The sequence below is a fragment of the Streptomyces sp. NPDC040405 genome (assembly GCF_055595765.1).
The window spans coordinates 185,299-205,828 of the sequence record NZ_JBVIVI010000004.1; the positions used below are offsets into that span (position 1 = coordinate 185,299).

The following is a 20,530-nucleotide window of genomic DNA, read 5'->3' on the forward strand; positions in this document are numbered from 1 at the left end:
GCTCCGTTATTCCGGAATAACGTAATCTCCGGGCCATGGCCGACGAGTCCCTGCCCGAACGCGTCGCCGCGCTCGAAGAACGAGTGGCGCGACTGGAGTCCGCGGCGCCCGACACCCCGCGCAACGAGGTGTTCTGGGCCCTGGAGGGGCTGCGCCGACGGAGCGCGGGACACGGGCAGGTGCTGTTCACCGGTGCGGTCGAGCTGCCCACCGGCAAGCACTACGAATGGCAGCAGGGCGCCACGACCGACGGGCTGCTGGACGCCGACTGGTCCGAACACGCCGCGCCCTACGCCGCGCTGGGCCACCCGGTGCGGCTCACCCTGCTGCGCGCCGTGCTGGGCGGCACCCGCTCCGCGGCCGAACTCCAGGAGACCGCCGGGCTGAACACCACCGGCCAGCTCTACCACCACCTCAAGCAGCTCACGGCGACCGGCTGGCTCCAGGCCGAGGGCCGCGGCCACTACCAGGTGCCCGCGGGCCGGGTCGTACCGCTGCTCGTGCTGCTGTCCGCGGTGGTGCCACCAGGCAATCCGACAACGGGGGAATGACGCATGAACCGACGTAAGTTCCTGACCATGGCGACCGCGGCGACGGGAGCCTCCCTGCTCACCGGCACCGGCACCGGCACCGGCACCGCCGCCGCGGCCGACGACACCCTGCCCGCACAGGTGCGGCACGCCCTGGACCAGTTGCTGGCCGCCGGGGCGCCGAGCGCGGTGTGCGGCGTCATCCGGGGCGGCCGGACGTACGTGGCGGGCGCGGCCGCAAAGGGGAAGCGGACGCCGAACGGCCGGACCGTCTTCCAGCTCGGCTCGATCGGCAAGACGCTCACCGCCACCGCCCTCGCCCGCGCCGTCACCGCGGGCGAGACCCGCCTCGACGCACCGCTCACCCTGCCCGCCCGCTTCCCCATCCCCCGCAAGGGCCCCCGCCGCATCACCCTCGCCGACCTCGCGACCCACTCCTCCGGCCTGCCCCGGCTGCCGGAGGGCCTCCTCGACGGCGCGGACCCGTACGACCCGTACGCGCACTACACGCTGGACGACCTGGCCACCGGGCTCGGCAAGACCACCCTGGCCACCGAGCCGGGCAGCACGTACGCCTACTCCAACCTCGGCTTCGGACTCCTCGGCCAGGCCCTGGCCTTCGACCGCGTGGACGAGATGCTGCGGCACCGGGTGGCCGCGCCGCTGCGGCTGACCGACACCACGACGACCCTGCGCCCTGACATGCTGCTCCGCAAGGCCGTGGGCCACTACGAGGGCAAGCCGGTGCCCGACTGGCACGACCACGTGCTCAGCGCCGCGGGCTCCTCCATGTACAGCACGGCCGACGACATGCTGCGGTACCTGGCCGCCCAACTCCACCCCGAGCGCTCCCCGTTGCGGGCCGCCATCGAACTGACCCAGCGCCCCCGCTTCACCGCCGGCCGCGACCTGCGGGTCGGCCTCGCCTGGCACCTCAGCCCGATGCCCAGCGGCCGCACCATGACCTGGCACAACGGCGGCACCGGCGGCTTCACCACCTGTGCGGCGTTCCGGCGGAAGAGCGGAACGGCGGTGGTGATGATGACGAACACCTTCAGCACCGAGACCCTGCCGGTCGACCCGCTCACCACCGGCCTGCTCGACGACCTCGACGCCGCGGCCTGAGTCTTGAGCACTGAGTCCTGAGCCCTGAGTCCTGAGGCGGGGGGCGCGCGGTGCCGCTGCGCCCCCCGTCCGGCTCGGCTCAGATGTCGCGGAACGTCTCGATCTGCGCGCCGATCGAGTTCAGCCGCTCGGCCAGGTCCTCGTAACCCCGGTTGATCACGTACACGTTGCGCAGGACCGAGGTGCCGGGCGCGGCCATCATCGCCAGGAGGACGACCACGGCGGGGCGCAGGGCGGGCGGGCACATCATCTCGGAGGAGCGCCAGCGGGTGGGGCCCTCGACCAGGACCCGGTGCGGGTCGAGGAGTTTGACGTGGGCGCCGAGGCGGTTCAGCTCCGTCAGATAGATGGCGCGGTTGTCGTAGACCCAGTCGTGGATCAGCGTCGAGCCCTGGGCGGCGGCCGCGATGGCGGCGAAGAAGGGCACGTTGTCGATGTTGACGCCGGGGAACGGCATCGGGTGGATCTTGTCGATGGGCGCCTGGAGCTTGGACGGCCGGACCGTCAGATCGATCAGCCGGGTGCGGCCGTTGTCCGCCGCGTACTCCGCGCTGCGCTCGTGGTCGAGTCCCATCTCCTCCAGGACGGCCAGCTCGATCTCCAGGAACTCGACCGGCACCCGGCGGATCGTCAGCTCCGACTCGGTGACGACGGCGGCGGCGAGCAGGCTCATCGCCTCCACCGGGTCCTCGGAGGGCGCGTAGTCGACGTCGCGGTCGATATGGGTGACGCCGTGGACGGTCAGCGTCGTGGTGCCCACGCCCTCGACCTTGACGCCCAACTCCTCCAGGAAGAAGCACAGATCCTGGACCATGTAGTTGGAGGAGGCGTTGCGGATCACCGTGACGCCGTCGTGCCGGGCGGCCGCGAGCAGCGCGTTCTCGGTGACGGTGTCGCCGCGCTCGGTCAGTACGATCGCGCGGCCGGGGGAGACCGAGCGGTCCACACGGGCGTGGTACATGCCGTCGGTGGCGGTCACTTCGAGGCCGAAGGGGCGCAGCGCGGTCATGTGCGGCTGCACGGTGCGGGTGCCGAGGTCGCAGCCGCCCGCGTAGGGGATCCGGAAGCGGTCCATCCGGTGCAGGAGCGGACCGAGGAACATGATGACGCTGCGCGTGCGGCGGGCGGCCTCGGTGTCCATGGAGCCGAGGTCCAGCTCGGCGGGCGGCACGATCTCCAGGTCGTTCCCGTCGTTGATCCAGCGGGCGCGGACGCCGATGCTGCCCAGCACCTCGAGGATGCGGTAGACCTCCTCGATCCTGGCGACCCTCCGCAGCGTGGTGCGGCCCGCGTTGAGCAGGGTGGCGCACAGCAGCGCCACGCACGCGTTCTTGCTCGTCTTCACGTCGATGGCGCCGGACAGCCGACGGCCGCCGACCACGCGCAGATGCATCGGGCCCGCGTAACCGAGGGAGACGATTTCGCTGTCCAGCGCCTCACCGATACGGGCGATCATCTCAAGGCTGATGTTCTGATTCCCGCGCTCAATGCGATTGACGGCACTCTGGCTGGTGCCGAGCGCTTCCGCGAGCTGTGACTGGGTCCAGCCACGGTGCTGTCGGGCGTCACGGATGAGCTTGCCGATGCGGGAGAGGTAGTCGTCAGTCATGAAGTAGAGGCTATCTCAGATATGAGATGCGCACGCGACCGCAGTGAGGGGAGGTGTACGGGCTGTCCACTCGGGTATTGTTCTAGTAGTACGCGAACAATGGAGGTTGATGTGAACCGTCCCTGGCGGCGCGCGGTCGTCGTCGCTCTGCCCTTTGTGCTGGCCTGGGCTGCGGTTCTGGCCGCCTTCCTCGTGCTGCGGGACCGGCTGCCGGATCCGATGGCCACGCATATCGGCTCCGGCGGGCAGGCCGACGGATTCACCGGTCTGGGTGCCTTCCTCCCGGTGGCGACCACCCTTCTGCTGCTGTTCGGCCTCGTCGTGGGCGTCGTCGCGCACCGCGCGCCGATGCCGCTCAGCGCCCAGCGGATGCTGGTCGCCCTGGCGTACGGGACGGCCGCGATGCTCGGCTACGACTTCGTCGCGCTGCTGAGCGCCAACGCCTCGGCCGCCCGCGCCGCCGACGTGACCTTCTCCCTGTGGCACCTGGCCGTGTCCTTCGCCGCCGCCGGGGCCGTCGGCTGGGCGGCGTGGCTGCTGGCGGGCCGGGGCGCCGCCCCCGACGACGAGCCCGACGCGGCGGCCGGATCACCCCGGTTGCCGCTCGCCGAGGGCGAGGCCGCCGTCTGGACGCGCAGCGTCGGATCGCCGGTGCTGGCCGTCGTGGGAGCGGGCACCACCCTGCTGGGCGTGGTGCTCATCCTGACCACGGACGCGAGGGCGCAAGCGGCGCTGATCGTCGTCGGACTGATTTCCGCGGCGCTGTCCCGCTGCCGGGTCACCGTCGACCGGCGCGGCCTCTTCATCGCGCCGTGGTTCGCCCCGCGCCCGCGGCTGCGGATACCGCTGGAGCGGATCGCGAAGGCGACCAGCCGTGAGGCCCGGGCCCTCGGCCTGGGCGGCTGGGGCTACCGCATCCAGCCGGGGCGCAGGGCCCTGGTGCTGCGCTCGGGCGACGCGCTGTTCCTGCGGCTGGTCACCGGCAAGGAGTTCGTGGTGACGGTGGACGACGCCGCCACCGCGGCCGCCCTGCTCAATACCCTGGTCGAGCGCGGCCCGGCCGCGACCGGAGCGCGGGGCTGACCATGCTCTTCCGTGTCGACCTCGGCTCGCCGGTCCCCCTGGGGGACCAGATCGCCGCCTCTGTCCGCGGTGCCATCGCCGACGGCACCCTCCGCCCCGGCGAGCGCCTGCCCGCCGCCCGCACCCTGGCCGACTCCCTCGGCGTCAACGTCCACACGGTGCTCCGCGGGTACCAGCGCCTCCGCGAGGAGGACCTGATCGACCTGCGCCGCGGCCGCGGCGCCGTGGTCACCGGCGAACAGCCCACCGCCCGGGCGCGGCTCTTGGAGGGCGTCCAGCATCTGGTGGAGGAGGCCCGGGCGCTCGGCCTGTCGGACGAGGAGGTCCTGTCCCTGGTGCGCGCCCGGCTGGCGGGCGACTGAGCCGTTGGCGGCGGGCGCGTCAAGGGTGTGCGGCGGTGTCCTACCCGTACCGGTGACCGTCTCCCGTCAGCACCGCCGCCAGCGTGCGGGCCGGGCCGTCCACGGCGGGGCCGTGGAGGAGTTCGGTGCGGTGGACCAGGCGGGGTGCGGTCAGCGGGATCGAGGCGATGCCGGGGGCATCCTCGGCGGCCGTGTGCGGGAGCAGCGCCAGGCCGTGTCCGGCCGCGGCCAGGGCGAGGAGGGCGCGTACGTCCGTCCCCGCGTACGTCAGCGAGGCGCGGAAGCCGCCGGTGCCGCTCGCGGCGCGCAGGGCGCCGAGCGGCACCGCGACGTCCGGGGCGTCCAGCCAGCGGGCGTCGGCGAGGTCGGTCAGCCGCAGGCCGAGCCGCCGGGCCAGCGGGTGGCCGTGCGGCAGGACCACGACCAGCGGTGTCTCCGCGACCGCGACCGTGGTGAGCGTCCCGCCATCGGCCTGCGTCCCGCCATCGGCCTGCGGCCCGCCATCGGTTTGCGTCCCGCCAGCAGGCAGCGGTCCGGCGGCGGGCAGCGGAAGCGGGTCGCCGGGGGCGGCCGGGCCGTCGAGTAGCCCCAGGTCCAGCGCCCCGGCCGCGACGGCCGCCGGGATCTCCCGGCGGCCGAGGATCCGTACGGCGGTGCCCGCGTCCGGGCAGGCGCGGCGCGTCTCGTCCAGGGCCGCCGCGACGTTAAGCGTCATGGCCAGCGGTGCGGCGCCGAGGACCAGTCCCGCGGCGGCGGGTCCGGCCAGCCGCTCGACGTCCGCCCGGGCCGCCTCCAGCCGCCGCAGCAGCGGACCCGCGTGCTCCAGCAGCCGCGCCCCGGCAGTGGTGAGCGTCACCGGCCGCCGGGTCAGCAGCGGGGTGCGCAGATCGGCTTCGAGGGTCGCGATCTGCTGGGAGACGGCCGACTGCGTGGAACCGAGCTGGTGGGCGGCGTCGGTGAAGGAGCCGCAGTGGGCCACGGAGACGAAGGTGCGGAGCAGATGCGGATCCATGGGGACAAGTATCGCGGCTCGGCAGGGCCGGTTCGCGAGGTCCGGACATCACGACGGGCACCGTGATGTCCGAATCGTCACGGCATGACGGTGCCCCGGTGGCAGGGCTGACCTGACCGCCGCGAGGCCCATGTATTAGAGTTATCTCGACATCGAGATATCTGTCGACGGGCGCACCGTCGCGCCGCACCGGTAAGGGTTACCTAACTTAGCCCTACCTTAGCGGATCGGCGCGGGCATGTCGCGGCAGCATTGCGGTGGTACGCGCGTAATTCATGCATGAAGGAGACTGTCGTGTCGGCGAACAGCTTCGATGCCCGCAGCACCCTGCAGGTGGGCGACGAGTCGTACGAGATCTTCAGGCTGGACAAGGTGGAGGGGGCCGCCCGCCTCCCCTACAGCCTGAAGGTCCTGCTGGAGAACCTGCTCCGCACGGAGGACGGCGCCAACATCACCGCCGACCACATCCGAGCGCTCGGCGGCTGGGACTCACAGGCCCAGCCGAGCCAGGAGATCCAGTTCACGCCGGCCCGTGTGATCATGCAGGACTTCACCGGTGTGCCGTGCGTGGTCGACCTCGCCACCATGCGCGAGGCCGTCAAGGAGCTGGGCGGCGACCCGGCGAAGATCAACCCGCTGGCCCCGGCCGAGCTGGTCATCGACCACTCCGTGATCGCCGACAAGTTCGGCACCAACGACGCCTTCAGCCAGAACGTGGAGCTGGAGTACGGGCGCAACAAGGAGCGCTACCAGTTCCTGCGCTGGGGCCAGACCGCGTTCGACGAGTTCAAGGTCGTCCCGCCCGGCACCGGCATCGTCCACCAGGTCAACATCGAGCACCTGGCCCGCACGGTCATGGTCCGCAATGGCCAGGCATACCCGGACACCCTCGTCGGCACCGACTCGCACACCACCATGGTCAACGGCCTCGGCGTGCTCGGCTGGGGCGTCGGCGGCATCGAGGCCGAGGCCGCGATGCTCGGCCAGCCGGTCTCGATGCTCATCCCGCGGGTCGTCGGCTTCAAGCTGACCGGTGAGCTGAAGCCCGGCACCACCGCCACCGACCTCGTCCTGACGATCACCGAGATGCTGCGCAAGCACGGTGTCGTCGGCAAGTTCGTCGAGTTCTACGGCGAGGGTGTGGCGGCCACGAGCCTCGCCAACCGCGCCACCATCGGCAACATGTCGCCGGAGTTCGGCTCCACCGCCGCGATCTTCCCGATCGACGACGAGACCCTGAACTACCTCAAGCTCACCGGCCGCAGCGAGCAGCAGGTCGCGCTCGTCGAGGCGTACGCCAAGGAGCAGGGCCTCTGGCTCGACCCGGCGGCCGAGCCCGACTTCTCCGAGAAGCTGGAGCTGGACCTCGCGACGGTCGTCCCCTCGATCGCCGGTCCCAAGCGGCCCCAGGACCGCATCGTGCTCGCCGAGGCGGCGCAGCAGTTCGCCCAGGACGTCCGTAACTACGTCGCCGACGCGGAGGAGGACGAGGCGGGCAAGGAGTCCTTCCCGGCCTCCGACGCCCCGGCCGTCTCCAACGGCGTGCCGACCAAGCCGACCCTGGTCACCGCCCCCGACGGTTCGACGTACGAGATCGACCACGGCGCCGTGACCGTCGCCGCGATCACCTCCTGCACCAACACCTCGAACCCGTACGTCATGGTCGCCGCCGCCCTGGTGGCCAAGAAGGCGGTCGAGCGGGGCCTGACCCGCAAGCCGTGGGTCAAGACCACGCTGGCCCCGGGCTCGAAGGTCGTCACCGACTACTTCGACAAGGCGGGTCTGACCCCCTACCTCGACAAGGTCGGCTTCAACCTCGTCGGCTACGGCTGCACCACCTGCATCGGCAACTCCGGCCCGCTGCCGGACGAGGTCTCCAAGGCCGTCAACGAGGCTGACCTCGCCGTCACCTCGGTGCTCTCCGGCAACCGGAACTTCGAGGGCCGGATCAACCCCGACGTCAAGATGAACTACCTGGCGTCCCCGCCGCTGGTCGTCGCGTACGCCATCGCCGGTTCGATGAAGGTGAACATCACCACGGACGCGCTGGGCACCGACCAGGACGGCAAGCCGGTCTTCCTCGAGGACATCTGGCCGACCGAGGCCGAGGTCAACGACGTCGTGGCCAACGCCATCGGCGAGGACATGTTCAACAAGTCCTACCAGGACGTCTTCGCCGGTGACGCCCAGTGGCAGGCGCTGCCGATCCCCACCGGCAACACCTTCGAGTGGGACGGCGAGTCCACCTACGTGCGCAAGCCCCCGTACTTCGAGGGCATGACCATGGACCCGGCCCCGGTCGAGGACGTCGCCGGCGCCCGCGTCCTGGCCAAGCTGGGCGACTCGGTCACCACCGACCACATCTCCCCGGCCGGTGCGATCAAGGCCGACACCCCGGCCGGTAAGTACCTCACCGAGCACGGCGTCGAGCGTCGCGACTTCAACTCCTACGGCTCGCGCCGTGGTAACCACGAGGTCATGATCCGCGGCACCTTCGCCAACATCCGCCTGCGCAACCAGATCGCGCCGGGCACCGAGGGCGGCTTCACCCGCGACTTCACCCAGGACGGCGGGCCGGTCTCCTTCATCTACGACGCGTCGCAGAACTACCAGGCGGCCGGGACCCCGCTGGTCATCCTGGCGGGCAAGGAGTACGGCTCCGGCTCGTCCCGCGACTGGGCGGCCAAGGGCACCGCGCTGCTCGGCGTCAAGGCCGTCATCGCCGAGTCGTACGAGCGCATCCACCGCTCGAACCTCATCGGCATGGGCGTTCTGCCGCTGCAGTTCCCCGAGGGCGCCTCGGCCGCGTCGCTTGGTCTGACCGGTGAGGAGACCTTCTCGGTCACCGGCGTCACCGGCCTGAACGACGGCGGCATCCCCGAGACCGTCAAGGTCACTGCGGGCGACGTCGAGTTCGACGCCAAGCTGCGCATCGACACCCCCGGCGAGGCGGACTACTACCGCAACGGCGGCATCCTGCAGTTCGTGCTGCGGTCGCTGATCCGCAAGTAGGACGCTCGCACGTCACGGACGGGCCGCACCCCCGCGCAAGGGGTGCGGCCCGTCCGCCGTATCGGCTCCGCGACGCCTTCAGAGGAACGAGCTGGACGGGACGTACGGCTCCGGCGGCCGCATCCCGCGCAAGCACACATAGCCCCCGGTGGACACCTCAAGACCCGCCTCGAGGCCGACGTCCACCGCCCACTGCTGCTCGGCCGTCAGGCTCGGTACGCGCACGTCGGTGCCCTCCGGCAGGCACAGCAGCGCGGCGGTCAGCAGCCGCTTCGCCAGCCGCCGCGAGGTGGCGGCCACCAACTCGACCTTGCCGTCCTCGGCCACGTAGCAGTACCCGCTGCCCGCCAGGTCGTCCACGACCAGGAGATGCCGCTGGCGGCAGAGCAGCTCGTGATCCGGCCCGTGCGCCCCGCCCCTGAGACGGCGGTCCACGGAGTCCATCAAGTCCCGGTGCCGGGCAAGTCCCTCGTGCACGGCGCCGTCGGGCGGCGAGAGGCGTGCCTTGGTGTCGCGGTCGATGGTCCCGCGCAACCGCATCGCCGGGTGCAGGGTGAACCCGGCTTGCCGGTACGTGGCCGCGGCACGCGTGTTCTCCGACCCGACGATGATCCCGCGCAGACACGCCCGCCCATAGGCGAGCGCCGCCGCCAGCAGTTCCTTGCCCACGCCCCGCCCCTGCGCCCGGGGCAGCACCGCGAACATCGACAGCCCCCACGTCCCCTCGCGCCGCGAGGACAGCACCGCCCCGACCGGCATGCCCCCGTCGTCCACGGCGATCCAGCAGCCGCCGGGGTCGGTGGCGGCCAGATGGCGGTAACGGCTGCGCACGGCGGTCACATACTGCGGAGCCAACAAGCTGTCGGCCTCACCCGCGAGGGCATCGGAGTCGCCGAAGGCGGCAGCGGCCACTTCCCAGACCGCCTCGGCGTCCTCCTCGGTGTCACGTAGCTGGCGGAGGATCATGCGTTCCATCATGGCGCGGAATCTGCTGAGAGCCGACCCGCCGGGCCCATCCGGTGCTGGGCGGGCAGACTCTCCGTCATGAGGCTTCTGATGCTGGGCGGAACGGAGTTCGTAGGGCGTGCGGTCACCGAGGCGGCCGTGGCCCGCGGCTGGCAGGTCACGGTGTTCCACCGCGGTCGGCACGCCCCGCCGCCGGGGGTCACCGTGCTGCGCGGCGACCGCACCGCGCCCGGCGGGCTCGCCGCCCTCGAACACGGCGTATGGGACGCCGTCGTGGACACCTGGTTCGGTGCCCCGTCCGCCGTACGCGACATGGCCCGCCTCCTCGCCGACCGCGTCCGTTCGTATGCCTACGTCTCCACCCGCTCCGTCTACGCCTACCCGGCGCCCGCCGGACTCGCCGAGGACGGCCCGGTGGTGGAGGCGTCCCCCGACGACACCGATGACACCGACTACGCCCGCGCCAAGCGGGGCGGCGAACTCGCCGCGCTCTCCGCCTTCGGCGACCGCGCGCTGCTGGCCCGCGCCGGGCTGATCATCGGCCCGTACGAGAACGTCGGCCGCCTGCCCTGGTGGCTGACCCGCATCGCCCGCGGCGGCCCGGTCCTCGCCCCCGGCCCGCGCGACCTGCCCTTGCAGTACATCGACGCCCGCGACCTGGCCACCTGGCTCCTGGACGCCACCGAACGCGGCCTCGGCGGCCCGTACAACACGGTCAGCCCGCAGGGCCACACCACGATGGGCGAACTGCTGGAGACCTGCGTACGCACCACCGGCGCGCCCGCCGAACTCCGCTGGACCGACCCGGACCGCATCCTGGCCGCCGACATCGCCCCCTGGACCGACCTCCCGATCTGGATCCCCCCGGGCGAGCTGTACGACACGCTGCACGCCGCCGACGTCTCGAAGGCGGTAGCGGCCGGTCTGCGGTGCCGTCCCGTCGGGGAGACGGTGAGCGATACGTGGGCCTGGCTGCGGGGCTTGGGCGGCCGGGCGCCGCAGCGTGCGGAGCGCTCGGCGGTGGGCCTTGCGCCGGAGAGGGAGGCGGCGGTGCTGGCCGCCCAGCGTCAACGTCATTAGCGGCTGCATTCGTTCGGGTGACGCGAGGGCAAATGCCGTTGGCACTTGCCCTCGCGTCTTTAGTGTTCCACGCATGGTCAGTTCCTCGCATGAAGCCCTCCATAGAATTTTCCAGGAGGACACCGGGGCCATGGTCCGGGCCCTCCGGAAACTCCTTGGCGTTCCCTTCCCGGATACCAGCAGAGCGTTCATCGTCAGCCCCGACCTCACCGAGGTCGCCCCCGTCGAGAGACGTGTGGACACCTTGCTCCAGGTCGAGACCGAGAAGCACGGCACGTATCTGTTCGCCATCGAGTCGCAGAGCAGAAGGGACCCCGACAAGCCGTCCGCCTGGGCTTACTACCTCTCGTACATGCACGCGAAGTTCCGGCACCAGCCGGTGCTGATCGTGCTCTGCCCCGACGAGTCCACGGCCCGCTGGGCCGCCCGGCCGATCAACCTCGGCTTACCGAGCCACCCGTCGCTGACTGTTCGTCCACTCGTCCTCGGGCCTGGCAACGTTCCGGTCGTCACGGATGCGAAAGAAGTGGCCCGGGATATCCCGATCGCTGCCTTCTCTGCGATTACGCACAGTAGAAGCGAAGGCATCGATGACATACTGAAAGTGCTTGCGACCACACTCAGCAGCCTCGACCCCGTTCAGGGGTTCATGTACGCCGAACTCGTTGAGGCCGGTCTCGGAAACACCCCGGCGCGAGAGATCTGGAGAGACCTGATGCCCGTGCTGATGAATTTCTTCCGTTCCCAGCAAGCCCAGCACGCCTTCGCAGAGGTGCGCGCCGATGCTCTGCTTCGAGTCCTCACGGCTCGGGGGCTCGAGGTCACTGACGAGACACGTAAGCGCATCGAGTCGTGCAAGGACATGGACGTCCTCGGCACCTGGCTGGACCGCGCCGGGACCGTCTCTTGTGTAGAGGATCTGTTCGACTGATGTCCGCGCTGCTCAACTTCTTCTGCTCCGAGCATTCGCAGGTAGCCTTCGCCAAGGTTCGGGCCGAGAGCCGCGGCGAACATGTTCTGCGGGTCCTCGACCGACGGGGCTTTGAGGTCGTCGGCATGGCTCGGGAACGCATTCAGTTGTGTACCGACTTGGAGTTGCTCGGGGACTGGCTGGATGGTGCTCTGACGGTGTCTTCCGTGACGGACCTGTGCCACATGCTCGACGTGGAGCCCAACATTTTCTTCCGCTCCGACCTTGGCCAGCGGGCCTTCACCGATGTCCGGATTGAGAGCCGCGCCGAGGACATCGTGCGGATCCTTGGCCAACGGGGACTTGAAGTCACCGGAGAGACGCGTCAGCGCATCGAGGCGTGCAGAGATCTGGACGTCCTCGGTGTCTGGCTGGACCGCGCCGTGACCGCCTCCCGCGCCGAGGAGCTGTTCGCCGAGGGTTAGGGCTGGGGCCGTCGGACGGGGGAGACATCGATGTACCACTCTCGGCCCAGCAGGAGGCCGAAGAGTGGGGGCGGTAGGTGGATCATCTTCCGCATGACGGCGCTCATGCGGCCCGTGCCGTTGATCTGGGAGCGGTGGGCCGCCAGGGCCGCCTGCTTCTGGCGGGCGTAGCGGCGGACGTTCAGGCGGTGGGTGATGTCCGACCGGGGGCTGAAGCGGGTGCTCAGCTCCTCGGGGGCGAACCCGAGGGGGATCCGCAGGCGGTGGGCCAGGCGGACCAGGCGTTCGGCGGCGTCGCGGGGCATCGTCGCCTCCAGCACCCTCGGGGTCTTGGCCAGTTCGGCGGCGCGGCGGCCGACCTGGTGGACCTTGATGTGGTCGCGGTGGCCGTAGCCGCCGTGGGGGTCGTAGTGGAGCAGCATCGACGCGTCCTCGTCGCGGAGGATCGTGGCCAGCCGCTCGGCGGCCTCCTCCGTGTCCGCGCGGACGAAGCGGGCGCGGTCCGGCGGGTCGGGGTAGAGGATCGGGCCGTGGCCGCTGTCCGCGTAGCCGAGGTGGACGACGCGGTCGACGCCCAACACGGCCGCGCTGGTGCGCAGTTCGTGCAGGCGCGGGGATTCGGCCTCCGTCGGGGCGGCGTCGATCAGACCGTCCGTGGCGACCACGACCACCACTCGGTGCCCCTCGTGGGCCAGCCGGGCGAGCGTGCCGCCGGTCAGCAGCGCTTCGTCGTCGGGGTGGGCATGGAATGCCAGGACGGTAGCCATGCGGTCCATCCTGGCACTCTGGGGCGCACGGCGCCCTATCGGTCCTGGGTGAGCCCGTCGAACGCCCCGACCTTCGCCGCGCGTATGAAGGTGCCTAGCATGGCGGGCGTGGTGGTGAGGATGACGTCCGGCTCGTCGCTCTCCCGCAGCGCGATGGTGGTGGGGGGCGGGAGCGGCGACGTAGAGGCAGGCCGATCCCTCTCGGCTGTACGAGGACTCTTGCGAGCGCTTCGAGACAGCCCTTGCCGTAGTCGGGGTGGTGCCATTGGATCCGGTACGTGTCCCCGCCCATCGGTTCCAGTTTGGTGGCCTGCGGTGCCGCCTCGGCACACGGCCGCTGAACGGCCACCAAGGGGGTGTACCGGCGGTCGAGCACTCGTCCGTCGGTCAAGCAGAGATCGGGGGCCGTGACCGGGCGGCCGCTCAGCAGCGCCGACCCGGCGCCGGAAGGCGTGGACACGCACTCCGGTCCGCCCGCGAATCTCCTCGCTCCCGAGCCTGGAGCCACTGCTCGACCCGCCTCGCCAAGTTCCCAACCCTTGTTTCTCCATGCACTTGAGCGTCGCGTCCCACTCATGAGTCGTCAGTGACGAAGCCCGCCAATCACGATGGCCATGAGTACGCGGCTCCCCGCGACGAGCCACGGCTTCGGCCGACCGCGAGAAGGTCGCGGGACAGGCCGCTGATCAGCGCGGACACCAAGCGGGCTGTCCGGGACAGTCCAAGAGTGTCTAGGACGCCCGATCCCTGTTGTCCTCGCGTCCCGCCCTGCCCCAGGCTCATGCCGACCGCAAGATTCCGACGAAAAAGGGGAAACATGCGAACTCGACTTGTCCTCGCCGGCGCCGCGATGGGGGCCGCCCTCCTGACCGGAGGTACCATCGCCACCGTGCAGGCGGCGCCCGCGTCCTCCGCCACGACAACGGCCGTCGTACCCGGCGCCACCAAGTGGATCTACGTCGGCACCTACCCCACCCACCTGGCGTGCTACCGGGACGGGCAGAACTCCGCCTACGCCGACTGGGACTGCAAACAGAGCAGCAGCGGTAAGTGGCAGCTCTGGGTGGACGACGCGACGTGAGCGCGTGACGACCGAATGATTGCGGGCAGGCCGGGTCCGGACGCCGGACCCGGCCCACCCCACGGCTCAGCCGAGCAGTTCGACCTCGGCCAGTGTCGACTTGTCGTCCGGCACCAGGCGGTAGTGCGCATAGCTGCCTGGTGTGTGGACGGAGAAGACGCGGGTTTGCTTGTCCCAGGCGAAGGACTCAGCCGACCGCCGGTCCAGATCTCGCCACTTCTCGCCGTCGGGCGAGCCCTGGAGGACCCATCCCGTGGGGGCCTTCGTGCGGTCGGCGGAGGTGAGGGTGTATTGGACCGCGCGGCCCGCCTCGCCGACCGGTAGGTTCACCGACTCGAACGCCGCCTCCGTGCCCGACGTGTCGTCCAGCAGCGCCGTGCCGCCGCTCGGCACCGTCAGATCGCGGCGCGGGGTGGGCACCTTGTCGTTCTGGGTGATGGAGGACGGGGCGTCCTTCGCCCCCGTGCCCCACTTCGACGGCTTGGCGCCCATCGTGAACTCCAGCGTGCCGCCCCTGGCGAGGACCGAGTGGGGGAGGGCGGTGGAGTTCCAGGGCTTGTCGTTGACCTGCAGGGACTGGACGTACACATTCCGCGCGCTGTTGCGCGGGGCCTTGATGACCAGGTCGCGGCCGTTCTCCAGGTGCACCGTGGCCTTGGTGAACAGCGGCGAGCCGATCGCGTATTCGGAGCCGCCCATCACCAGGGGGTAGAAGCCGAGCGCGCTGAAGATGTACCACGCGGACTGCTCGCCGTTGTCCTCGTCGCCGTGGTAGCCCTGCCCTATCTCGCTGCCGGTGTAGAGGCGGGCCAGCACCTCGCGGACCTTCTCCTGGGTCTTCCAGGGCTGTCCGGCCGCGTCGTACATATAGGTGGCGTGGTGGGCGACCTGGTTGCTGTGGCCGTACATGCCCATCCGGACATCGCGCGCCTCGGTCATCTCGTGGATGACGCCGCTGTACGAGCCCTTGAAGTCGGGCGAGGCGGTCTCCGGGGTGGAGAAGTAGGTGTCGAGCTTCTTCGCCAGCCCCGACCGGCCCCCGTAGAGGTTGGCCAGGCCCCGGCTGTCCTGCGGGGCGGTGAAGGCGTAGCCCCAGCCGTTGGTCTCGGTGTAGTCGTAGCCCCAGATCCGCGGATCGTACTTCTCGGACGGCACGCGCCACTTTCCCGCTGCGTCCCGGCCCTGGAAGAAGCCCGCCTTGTCGTCGAAGAGCGTGACGTAGTTCTGGGCGCGGTGCAGGAAGTAGTCGGACTCTTCCTTGTAGCGGGGCTTCTTGGTCTTCGAGTACAGGGCGCGGCCCATCTTCGCCAGGCCGAAGTCGTTGAGGTAGCCCTCCAGCGCCCAGGACAGGCCCTCGTGGGTCTCGGTGCTGGTGTAGCCGAGGAAGGGCGAGGTGGACATGCCCTTCCTCCCCACACCCGGTGAAGGCGGCACGGCGGTGGCGTTCTTCAGCGCCGCCTCGTACGCGGCCTCGGCGTCGAAGCGGACGCCCTTGAGGTACGCGTCGGCGAAGGCCACGTCCGAGCTGGTGCCGGTCATGAGGTCGGCGTAGCCGGGGGAGGACCAGCGGGAGATCCAGCCGCCGTCCTTGTACTGCTGGACGAAGCCGTCGACCATCTTCCCGGCGCGCTTCGGGGTCAGCAGCGAGTAGGCGGGCCAGGTGGTGCGGTAGGTGTCCCAGAAGCCGTTGTTGACGTACACCTCACCATCGACGATCTTCGCGCCGGTGCGGGTCGGGGTGTTCTCCCCGGCGGCGGGCGAGAAGGCGCTCGCGTACTGGTGGCGCGGCTTCCGCGTGGTCCCGGTGTTCTCGTAAGCGGAATTGGGATAGAGGTACAGCCGGTAGAGGCTGGAGTAGAGCGTGGTGAGCTGGTCGCGGCTCGCTCCCTCGACCTCGATACGGCCCAGGATGTCGTCCCAGGCGCTCTGGGCACGCCGCTCGACCTGCTCGAACGACGTCGAGGCGGGGATTTCGCGCTCCAGGTTCGTCTTCGCCTGGTCGACGCCGATGAGGGAGGTGGCGATCCGGAGGGTGACGGCGCGGTCCGCACCCGGGCGGAAGCGGAAGTAGCCGGTGACGTCCTGTCCGCCGCCTCCGGGTAGCTTGCCGCTCGCGCTGACGGGGCTGTCGAAGACGCCGTAGACGAACATCCGGGTGGCGCCGGTGGACAGGCCGCTCTTGACGTCGGAGTAGCCGGTGACGACGCCGTGCTCGGGGTCGAGGGTGAGCCCGCCGTTGTTGTTGACGTTGTCGAAGATGACGCTCGCGTCCTCGCCCGGATAGGTGAAGCGCATGACCGCCGCGTGGTCGGTGGGCGCGATCTCGGCCTTGAGGCCGTTCTCGAACGTCACGCCGTAGCCGTAGGGCCGGGCGGTCTCCTTGTCGTGGCGGAAGGGGAGCGCGCGGGCGGTGCGGGAGGCGTCCGGGGTGCCGCCCGCGACGGACGGCATCACCTGGAACGTCTGCCGGTCGCCCATCCACGGGCTCGGCTCATGGCTCGCGCCGAACGCCTGGAGGGTGGGCAGGTTGTCGTCGTTGTTGGCGCGGGCGTACTCGTAGAGCCAGCTGGTGGAGCCCGCGTTGGTCACCGGCGTCCAGAAGTTGAAGCCGCCCGGGACGGCGGTCGCGGGGAAGTTGTTGCCGCGCGAGAAGCTGCCGCTGGAGTGCGTGCCGCGCGTGGTCACCGCGTAGTCGGAGAGGTGCTTCAGCGGCTTCTCGGGCGCCTTGGGGGCGAGCGAGATGTCGTCCACCCAGCCGCGGAACTTCGCCGGGCCGCCCGGGGAGTCGTACGCGACGAGGATCCGGTCGACGGTCTTGCCCGCCGCGACGGACCCGATCCGGGACTCCTTGTGGTTCCACTGATTGACGTACAGCGTCTTGGACGCCGCCTGCCCCTGGGGGCTCATCCGGGCGCCGTGCTGGTCCACCGCGCGGGGCAGCTCACTCAAGTAGGTGCCGTCGGTGAAGGCGAGGTCGACCGACACATGGGTGGCGGGGTAGCTCAGATCGGTCTCGGTCATCGACGGGAAGATCCGGTACGAGAACAGGGTGTCGCGGGTGACGGCCGTGTTCACGTCGAAGACCTTGTTGTACGAGTACGCCCGGCCGTCCGGCTTGTGGGTGCCCGCGTAGCGCAGGGCGTGGGTGCCGGTGAAGCCCGCGTTCCCCTTGGCGGTGGGGGAGCCGGACGGGCCCCGGTCGACCAGACTGCGCATGTCGGCGGGGGCGGGCGGGGTGGTGTCCCCGTTCGCCAGCTGCGTCTCGGCGAGCTGGGTGGCGTCCGCCCCCTTGTTGCGGGTGATCTCCAGCCGGAAGTGGCGATAGGCGGCGGCGCCCTCGACGGAGAACTCCCGGGTCTGCTGGCGCTTGCCGAAGACCTCGTCCGTGCGGGTGTCCAGCATGGTCCAGCCGGAGCCGTCGGCGGAGCCCTTGAGCGTCCAGTCGGCCGGGTCGCGCTCCGGGGCGTCGTTGGCGGAGGTGAGGGCGTAGCGGACGACGTCGACGGGCTCGGAGAGGTCGAATTCGAGCCACGGGGTCCTCTCGAACGTGAGCCACTTGGTGGTGACCTCGCCGTCGACCAGGTTCTCCTTGGTCTCGCCCGCGTCGGCGTACTCGCCGCTCGCCCGGACCTCGGTCACCTTGTCGGTCACGTTCCCCGGGATGCCGGAGGTGTAGCCGCCGTCGACCCCGTCGGCCTTCTTCGCGCCGTCCGGGGTGGTCTCGACGGTGTTGCGCCAGTCGGGCCGCGGATCGGCCGCTTCGAAGGACGAGGAAAACTCCGAAGCGGCCGAGGCCCGGTCCGCGGCCGCCGCGGGTCCGCGGGGAACCGCGGTCGCCGCGCCCTGGGCGGTCGCCGCCAGCAGAACGGCCGCCACCAGGGCGGCCGCTCGACGTAACGGAGGTCTGCGTCTGAGCCGTCTCTGTCGCATACTCGACCTCTCAACGAGTCTGACAACGTTGTCGATTGGGTGGGGCAAGGATAAGTAGGGCGCTGAGGGGAGGGTGGTGTCAAGGTGACTGCCGTGCACACCCCCTGCGGGTGATCACTCCAATGATCAATCCATTGATCACTCCATGCGAGTGATCTTGGGGTGGCGACCGCGCGACGCGGGCCGCACCCGCGCCGGGATGCGGCCCCAGTCCATGACGGCCGGTCAATAATCCATCAGCGAGCCATCAGCCGGGAGAGTCGGACTTGGTGGCCATCGACAGACGGCACTTCTTCGCCTTCTTGGAGGAGTCCGCCTGGAGGCCGGAGACCTTGACGGTCTTGTCGGAGTTCCCCGCCACCGAGGCGTCGGACTCGGTGCCCGTGGTCACGACCTCGTCGGTGCTGTCCACGAACCCGACGAGGAGGAAGTAGTAGGCCGTGGAGGAGCTGGAGTTGCTGATCTTCACATTGGCGTACGGCTTGCCGTCCGGGCTCCAGCCGCATGTGCCCATCTTGGCGTCCGCCGATATCAGGCCGGAGCCGCCGGTCGGCGTATCCGACGGGTCGTCGGTGGGGTCCTCGGTCGGTTCCTCGGTGGGCTCCTCCGTCGGTTCCACCGGGAGCCGGGCCATGCCCTTGCCGATCGCGGAGCCGCCCTTGGTGTCCCCGGCCGGAGAGCCGCCTCTGTCCGCCCCGCAGCCCGCGGAGAGCGCGAGTGTCGCGGCCACGACAACACTGGTGGCGAGGGGGAGCTGCTTCCGGGGCACGAGGACCGCCTCTCATGGGGCGCGCGCACGGCTGAATGCCGTACGGGCTGGGCCCCCCACGGTATGTCGGACAGGTCTCAACTCGGGAAAGATGCCACCCCGATGACCTCTCGATCTTGCCCTCTCGATGCCCAGTGGACTATACCTTTCGCCTTAGGGGGAAGGCCGTGCCGCGGCCGTGCCGAGCTGGCCTCGGCGGTTCTGAGCCCTCTCGGCGCACACCCAGCAATTCCGCTTCACGCTTCAACTGACCCGCGGTGTCGGGCCCCTCGCCCGGAGGCGAGCATGTACGGGAAACCGTTACACCGCCTGAGTCCTGACGAAGGCGAGGACTTGAGCATGGGATCCATCTCAGATTTCGGACGGCGTGACCTGATCAAACGGTCGGCGGCCCTCGGACTGATCACCGTGCCGGCGATGAGTGTGCTCTCCGCCTGTGCCAGTGGCGGCGGCGACAGTGAGAAGAAGGTCGACAAGGGCAAGAAGAGCGCCAAGAACCCGCTCGCCGTCAACGCGAGCGCGCCGCTCGACGTCGTCATCTTCGACGGCGGCTTCGGCCAGCAGTACGCCAAGGACGCCGAGGCGGAGTACAGCAAGGCGTTCCCGAAGACCGCGGGCAAGGTCAAGCACTCGGCGACCCAGAAGATCCAGACCGTGCTCCAGCCGCGGTTCAACGGCGGCACCCCGCCGGACCTGGTCGACAACTCCGGTGCCGAGCAGATGGACTTCGGCACCCTGGTCGGCAAGAACCAGCTGACCGACCTCACCCCGCTGCTCGACTCGCCCTCCCTCGACGACCCGGAGAAGACGGTGCGCGAGACGCTGCGCCCCGGCGTCGTGGAGATGGGCCAGTTCGACGGCAAGCCGGTCTGGATCCTCTACTACGCGTACACCGTCTACGGCGTCTGGTACTCCAAGACCAACCTCGCGAAGCTCGACGCGGAGTACCCGGAGACCTGGGACGACATGCTCAAGCTCTGCGAGAAGGCGAAGAAGAAGGGCGTCGCGGGCTGGACCTACCCGGGCAAGTTCCCGTACTACCTGCCGTTCAGCCTGTACCCCTTCATCGCCAAGATCGGCGGCAGGGACGTCCTGGACTCGATCGACAACCTGGAGCCGAACGCCTGGAAGAACCCGGCCGTGAAGGCCGCCTTCGAGGCGTACTACGAGCTGTACAAGAAGGGGTACATCCTCAAGGGCACCCCGGGGCTGACCCACATCGAGTCGCAGACCGCCTGGAACGAGGGGAAGGCGCTGTTCATCCCGAACGGCTCCTGGGTGGAGAACGAGGCGAAGAAGACCACGCCGAAGGACTTCCAGATGGCGGTGGGCGCGCCCTCCAGCCTCGACAAGAGCGACAAGATGCCGTTCGGCACCCTCTGGGCCTCCGGCGGTGAGCCCTTCATCGTGCCGAAGGCGGCCAAGAACCCCCAGGGCGGCATGGAGCTGCTGCGGATCATGCTCGGCGAGAAGTCGACCAAGAACTTCGTCAAGCAGGTCTCCTCACTCTCCTCGCTCAACGGCGGCACCGAGGGCTTGACCCTGCCGTCGGGGCTGTCGTCCGCGCAGCAGGTGCTGGAGAAGGCGGGCAAGAACGTCGTCAACCCGCGCCTCCAGGACTGGTACGTGACGCTGCAGAAGCAGCAGATCGGCGTGGGCGTGCTGGGCGAGATGATGGCGGGCCGGATGACTCCGGCCGAGGCGATGCAGAAGTGCCAGAAGTTCGCCGACGCCACGGCGAAGGACGACGCCGTCAAGAAGTACAAGCACGTCTGACCGAGGCACATCTGATGGGTTTCGATGCGTCAC

Annotated in this window: 16 protein-coding genes; 10 read left to right on the top strand and 6 right to left on the bottom strand. The window is 70.0% G+C overall.

Features of this window, described 5'->3' with window-relative positions:
- The first annotated feature begins 35 nt into the window (after window positions 1-35).
- On the top strand, window positions 36-551 hold the full coding sequence (locus ACZ59A_RS18625; RefSeq protein WP_470959956.1) for an ArsR/SmtB family transcription factor: 516 nt from the start codon (window positions 36-38) through the stop codon (window positions 549-551).
- Window positions 552-554: 3 nt separating this feature from the next.
- On the top strand, window positions 555-1,655 hold the full coding sequence (locus tag ACZ59A_RS18630; protein ID WP_470959958.1) for a serine hydrolase domain-containing protein: 1,101 nt from the start codon (window positions 555-557) through the stop codon (window positions 1,653-1,655).
- Between the two features lie 79 nt (window positions 1,656-1,734).
- Here the strand turns inward: ACZ59A_RS18630 and ACZ59A_RS18635 are convergent, their stop codons facing one another.
- Window positions 1,735-3,264, bottom strand: coding sequence for a helix-turn-helix domain-containing protein (locus tag ACZ59A_RS18635; RefSeq protein WP_470959960.1), 1,530 nt, complete (start codon window positions 3,262-3,264; stop codon window positions 1,735-1,737).
- A 111-nt stretch (window positions 3,265-3,375) separates the two neighbouring features.
- On the opposite strand from ACZ59A_RS18635, the gene ACZ59A_RS18640 reads away from it, so the two are divergent.
- Together ACZ59A_RS18640 and ACZ59A_RS18645 are read left to right on the top strand one after the other, a co-directional pair.
- The gene (locus ACZ59A_RS18640; RefSeq protein ID WP_470959962.1) at window positions 3,376-4,347 is read left to right on the top strand and encodes a hypothetical protein; all 972 of its coding nucleotides are present in this window, start codon (window positions 3,376-3,378) and stop codon (window positions 4,345-4,347) included.
- A 2-nt stretch (window positions 4,348-4,349) separates the two neighbouring features.
- Window positions 4,350-4,709 carry a GntR family transcriptional regulator gene (locus ACZ59A_RS18645; protein WP_468047737.1) on the top strand — a complete coding sequence of 120 codons (360 nt, stop codon included), beginning with the start codon at window positions 4,350-4,352 and terminating at the stop codon, window positions 4,707-4,709.
- Window positions 4,710-4,749: 40 nt separating this feature from the next.
- On the opposite strand, the gene ACZ59A_RS18650 is transcribed toward ACZ59A_RS18645, so the two are convergent.
- Window positions 4,750-5,721: a LysR family transcriptional regulator gene (locus tag ACZ59A_RS18650; RefSeq protein ID WP_470959964.1), complete on the bottom strand. Its 972-nt coding sequence runs from the start codon at window positions 5,719-5,721 to the stop codon at window positions 4,750-4,752.
- 294 nt (window positions 5,722-6,015) lie between these two features.
- Here ACZ59A_RS18650 and acnA point away from each other — a divergent pair, with 294 nt between their 5' ends.
- Entirely contained in the window at window positions 6,016-8,733 is a 2,718-nt protein-coding gene (acnA, locus tag ACZ59A_RS18655; RefSeq protein WP_470959966.1) for an aconitate hydratase AcnA, read from the top strand.
- A 78-nt stretch (window positions 8,734-8,811) separates the two neighbouring features.
- Here the strand turns inward: acnA and ACZ59A_RS18660 are convergent, their stop codons facing one another.
- Window positions 8,812-9,699 (bottom strand): GNAT family N-acetyltransferase, encoded by an 888-nt coding sequence (locus ACZ59A_RS18660; protein ID WP_470959968.1) that lies wholly within the window; start codon window positions 9,697-9,699, stop codon window positions 8,812-8,814.
- A gap of 78 nt (window positions 9,700-9,777) precedes the next feature.
- Here ACZ59A_RS18660 and ACZ59A_RS18665 point away from each other — a divergent pair, with 78 nt between their 5' ends.
- The 3 genes from ACZ59A_RS18665 to ACZ59A_RS18675 all read left to right on the top strand — a co-directional run bounded on the left by ACZ59A_RS18665 (window position 9,778) and on the right by ACZ59A_RS18675 (window position 12,174).
- The gene (locus tag ACZ59A_RS18665; RefSeq protein WP_470959970.1) at window positions 9,778-10,779 is read left to right on the top strand and encodes an NAD-dependent epimerase/dehydratase family protein; all 1,002 of its coding nucleotides are present in this window, start codon (window positions 9,778-9,780) and stop codon (window positions 10,777-10,779) included.
- Window positions 10,780-10,852: 73 nt separating this feature from the next.
- Window positions 10,853-11,710, top strand: a complete 858-nt coding sequence (locus ACZ59A_RS18670) for a hypothetical protein (protein WP_470959972.1) — start codon at window positions 10,853-10,855, stop codon at window positions 11,708-11,710.
- Window positions 11,710-12,174 carry a hypothetical protein gene (locus ACZ59A_RS18675; protein WP_470959974.1) on the top strand — a complete coding sequence of 155 codons (465 nt, stop codon included), beginning with the start codon at window positions 11,710-11,712 and terminating at the stop codon, window positions 12,172-12,174. The genes ACZ59A_RS18670 and ACZ59A_RS18675 overlap by 1 nt, the downstream gene beginning before the upstream one ends.
- Here ACZ59A_RS18675 and ACZ59A_RS18680 read toward each other — a convergent pair.
- Window positions 12,171-12,941, bottom strand: coding sequence for a PIG-L deacetylase family protein (locus tag ACZ59A_RS18680; RefSeq protein ID WP_468047728.1), 771 nt, complete (start codon window positions 12,939-12,941; stop codon window positions 12,171-12,173). The two genes, ACZ59A_RS18675 and ACZ59A_RS18680, sit on opposite strands and share 4 nt — an antisense overlap.
- An 817-nt stretch (window positions 12,942-13,758) precedes the next feature.
- Between ACZ59A_RS18680 and ACZ59A_RS18685 the strand changes: the two genes are divergently transcribed.
- Window positions 13,759-14,022, top strand: a complete 264-nt coding sequence (locus ACZ59A_RS18685) for a hypothetical protein (RefSeq protein ID WP_470959976.1) — start codon at window positions 13,759-13,761, stop codon at window positions 14,020-14,022.
- A gap of 66 nt (window positions 14,023-14,088) precedes the next feature.
- On the opposite strand, the gene ACZ59A_RS18690 is transcribed toward ACZ59A_RS18685, so the two are convergent.
- Window positions 14,089-17,952 carry a GH92 family glycosyl hydrolase gene (locus tag ACZ59A_RS18690; RefSeq protein WP_470959978.1) on the bottom strand — a complete coding sequence of 1,288 codons (3,864 nt, stop codon included), beginning with the start codon at window positions 17,950-17,952 and terminating at the stop codon, window positions 14,089-14,091.
- Window positions 17,953-18,199: 247 nt separating this feature from the next.
- Window positions 18,200-18,721: a hypothetical protein gene (locus ACZ59A_RS18695; RefSeq protein WP_470959980.1), complete on the bottom strand. Its 522-nt coding sequence runs from the start codon at window positions 18,719-18,721 to the stop codon at window positions 18,200-18,202.
- 339 nt (window positions 18,722-19,060) lie between these two features.
- On the opposite strand from ACZ59A_RS18695, the gene ngcE reads away from it, so the two are divergent.
- The gene (ngcE, locus tag ACZ59A_RS18700) at window positions 19,061-20,497 is read left to right on the top strand and encodes an N-acetylglucosamine/diacetylchitobiose ABC transporter substrate-binding protein (RefSeq protein ID WP_470959982.1); all 1,437 of its coding nucleotides are present in this window, start codon (window positions 19,061-19,063) and stop codon (window positions 20,495-20,497) included.
- The last annotated feature ends 33 nt before the right edge of the window (window positions 20,498-20,530 follow it).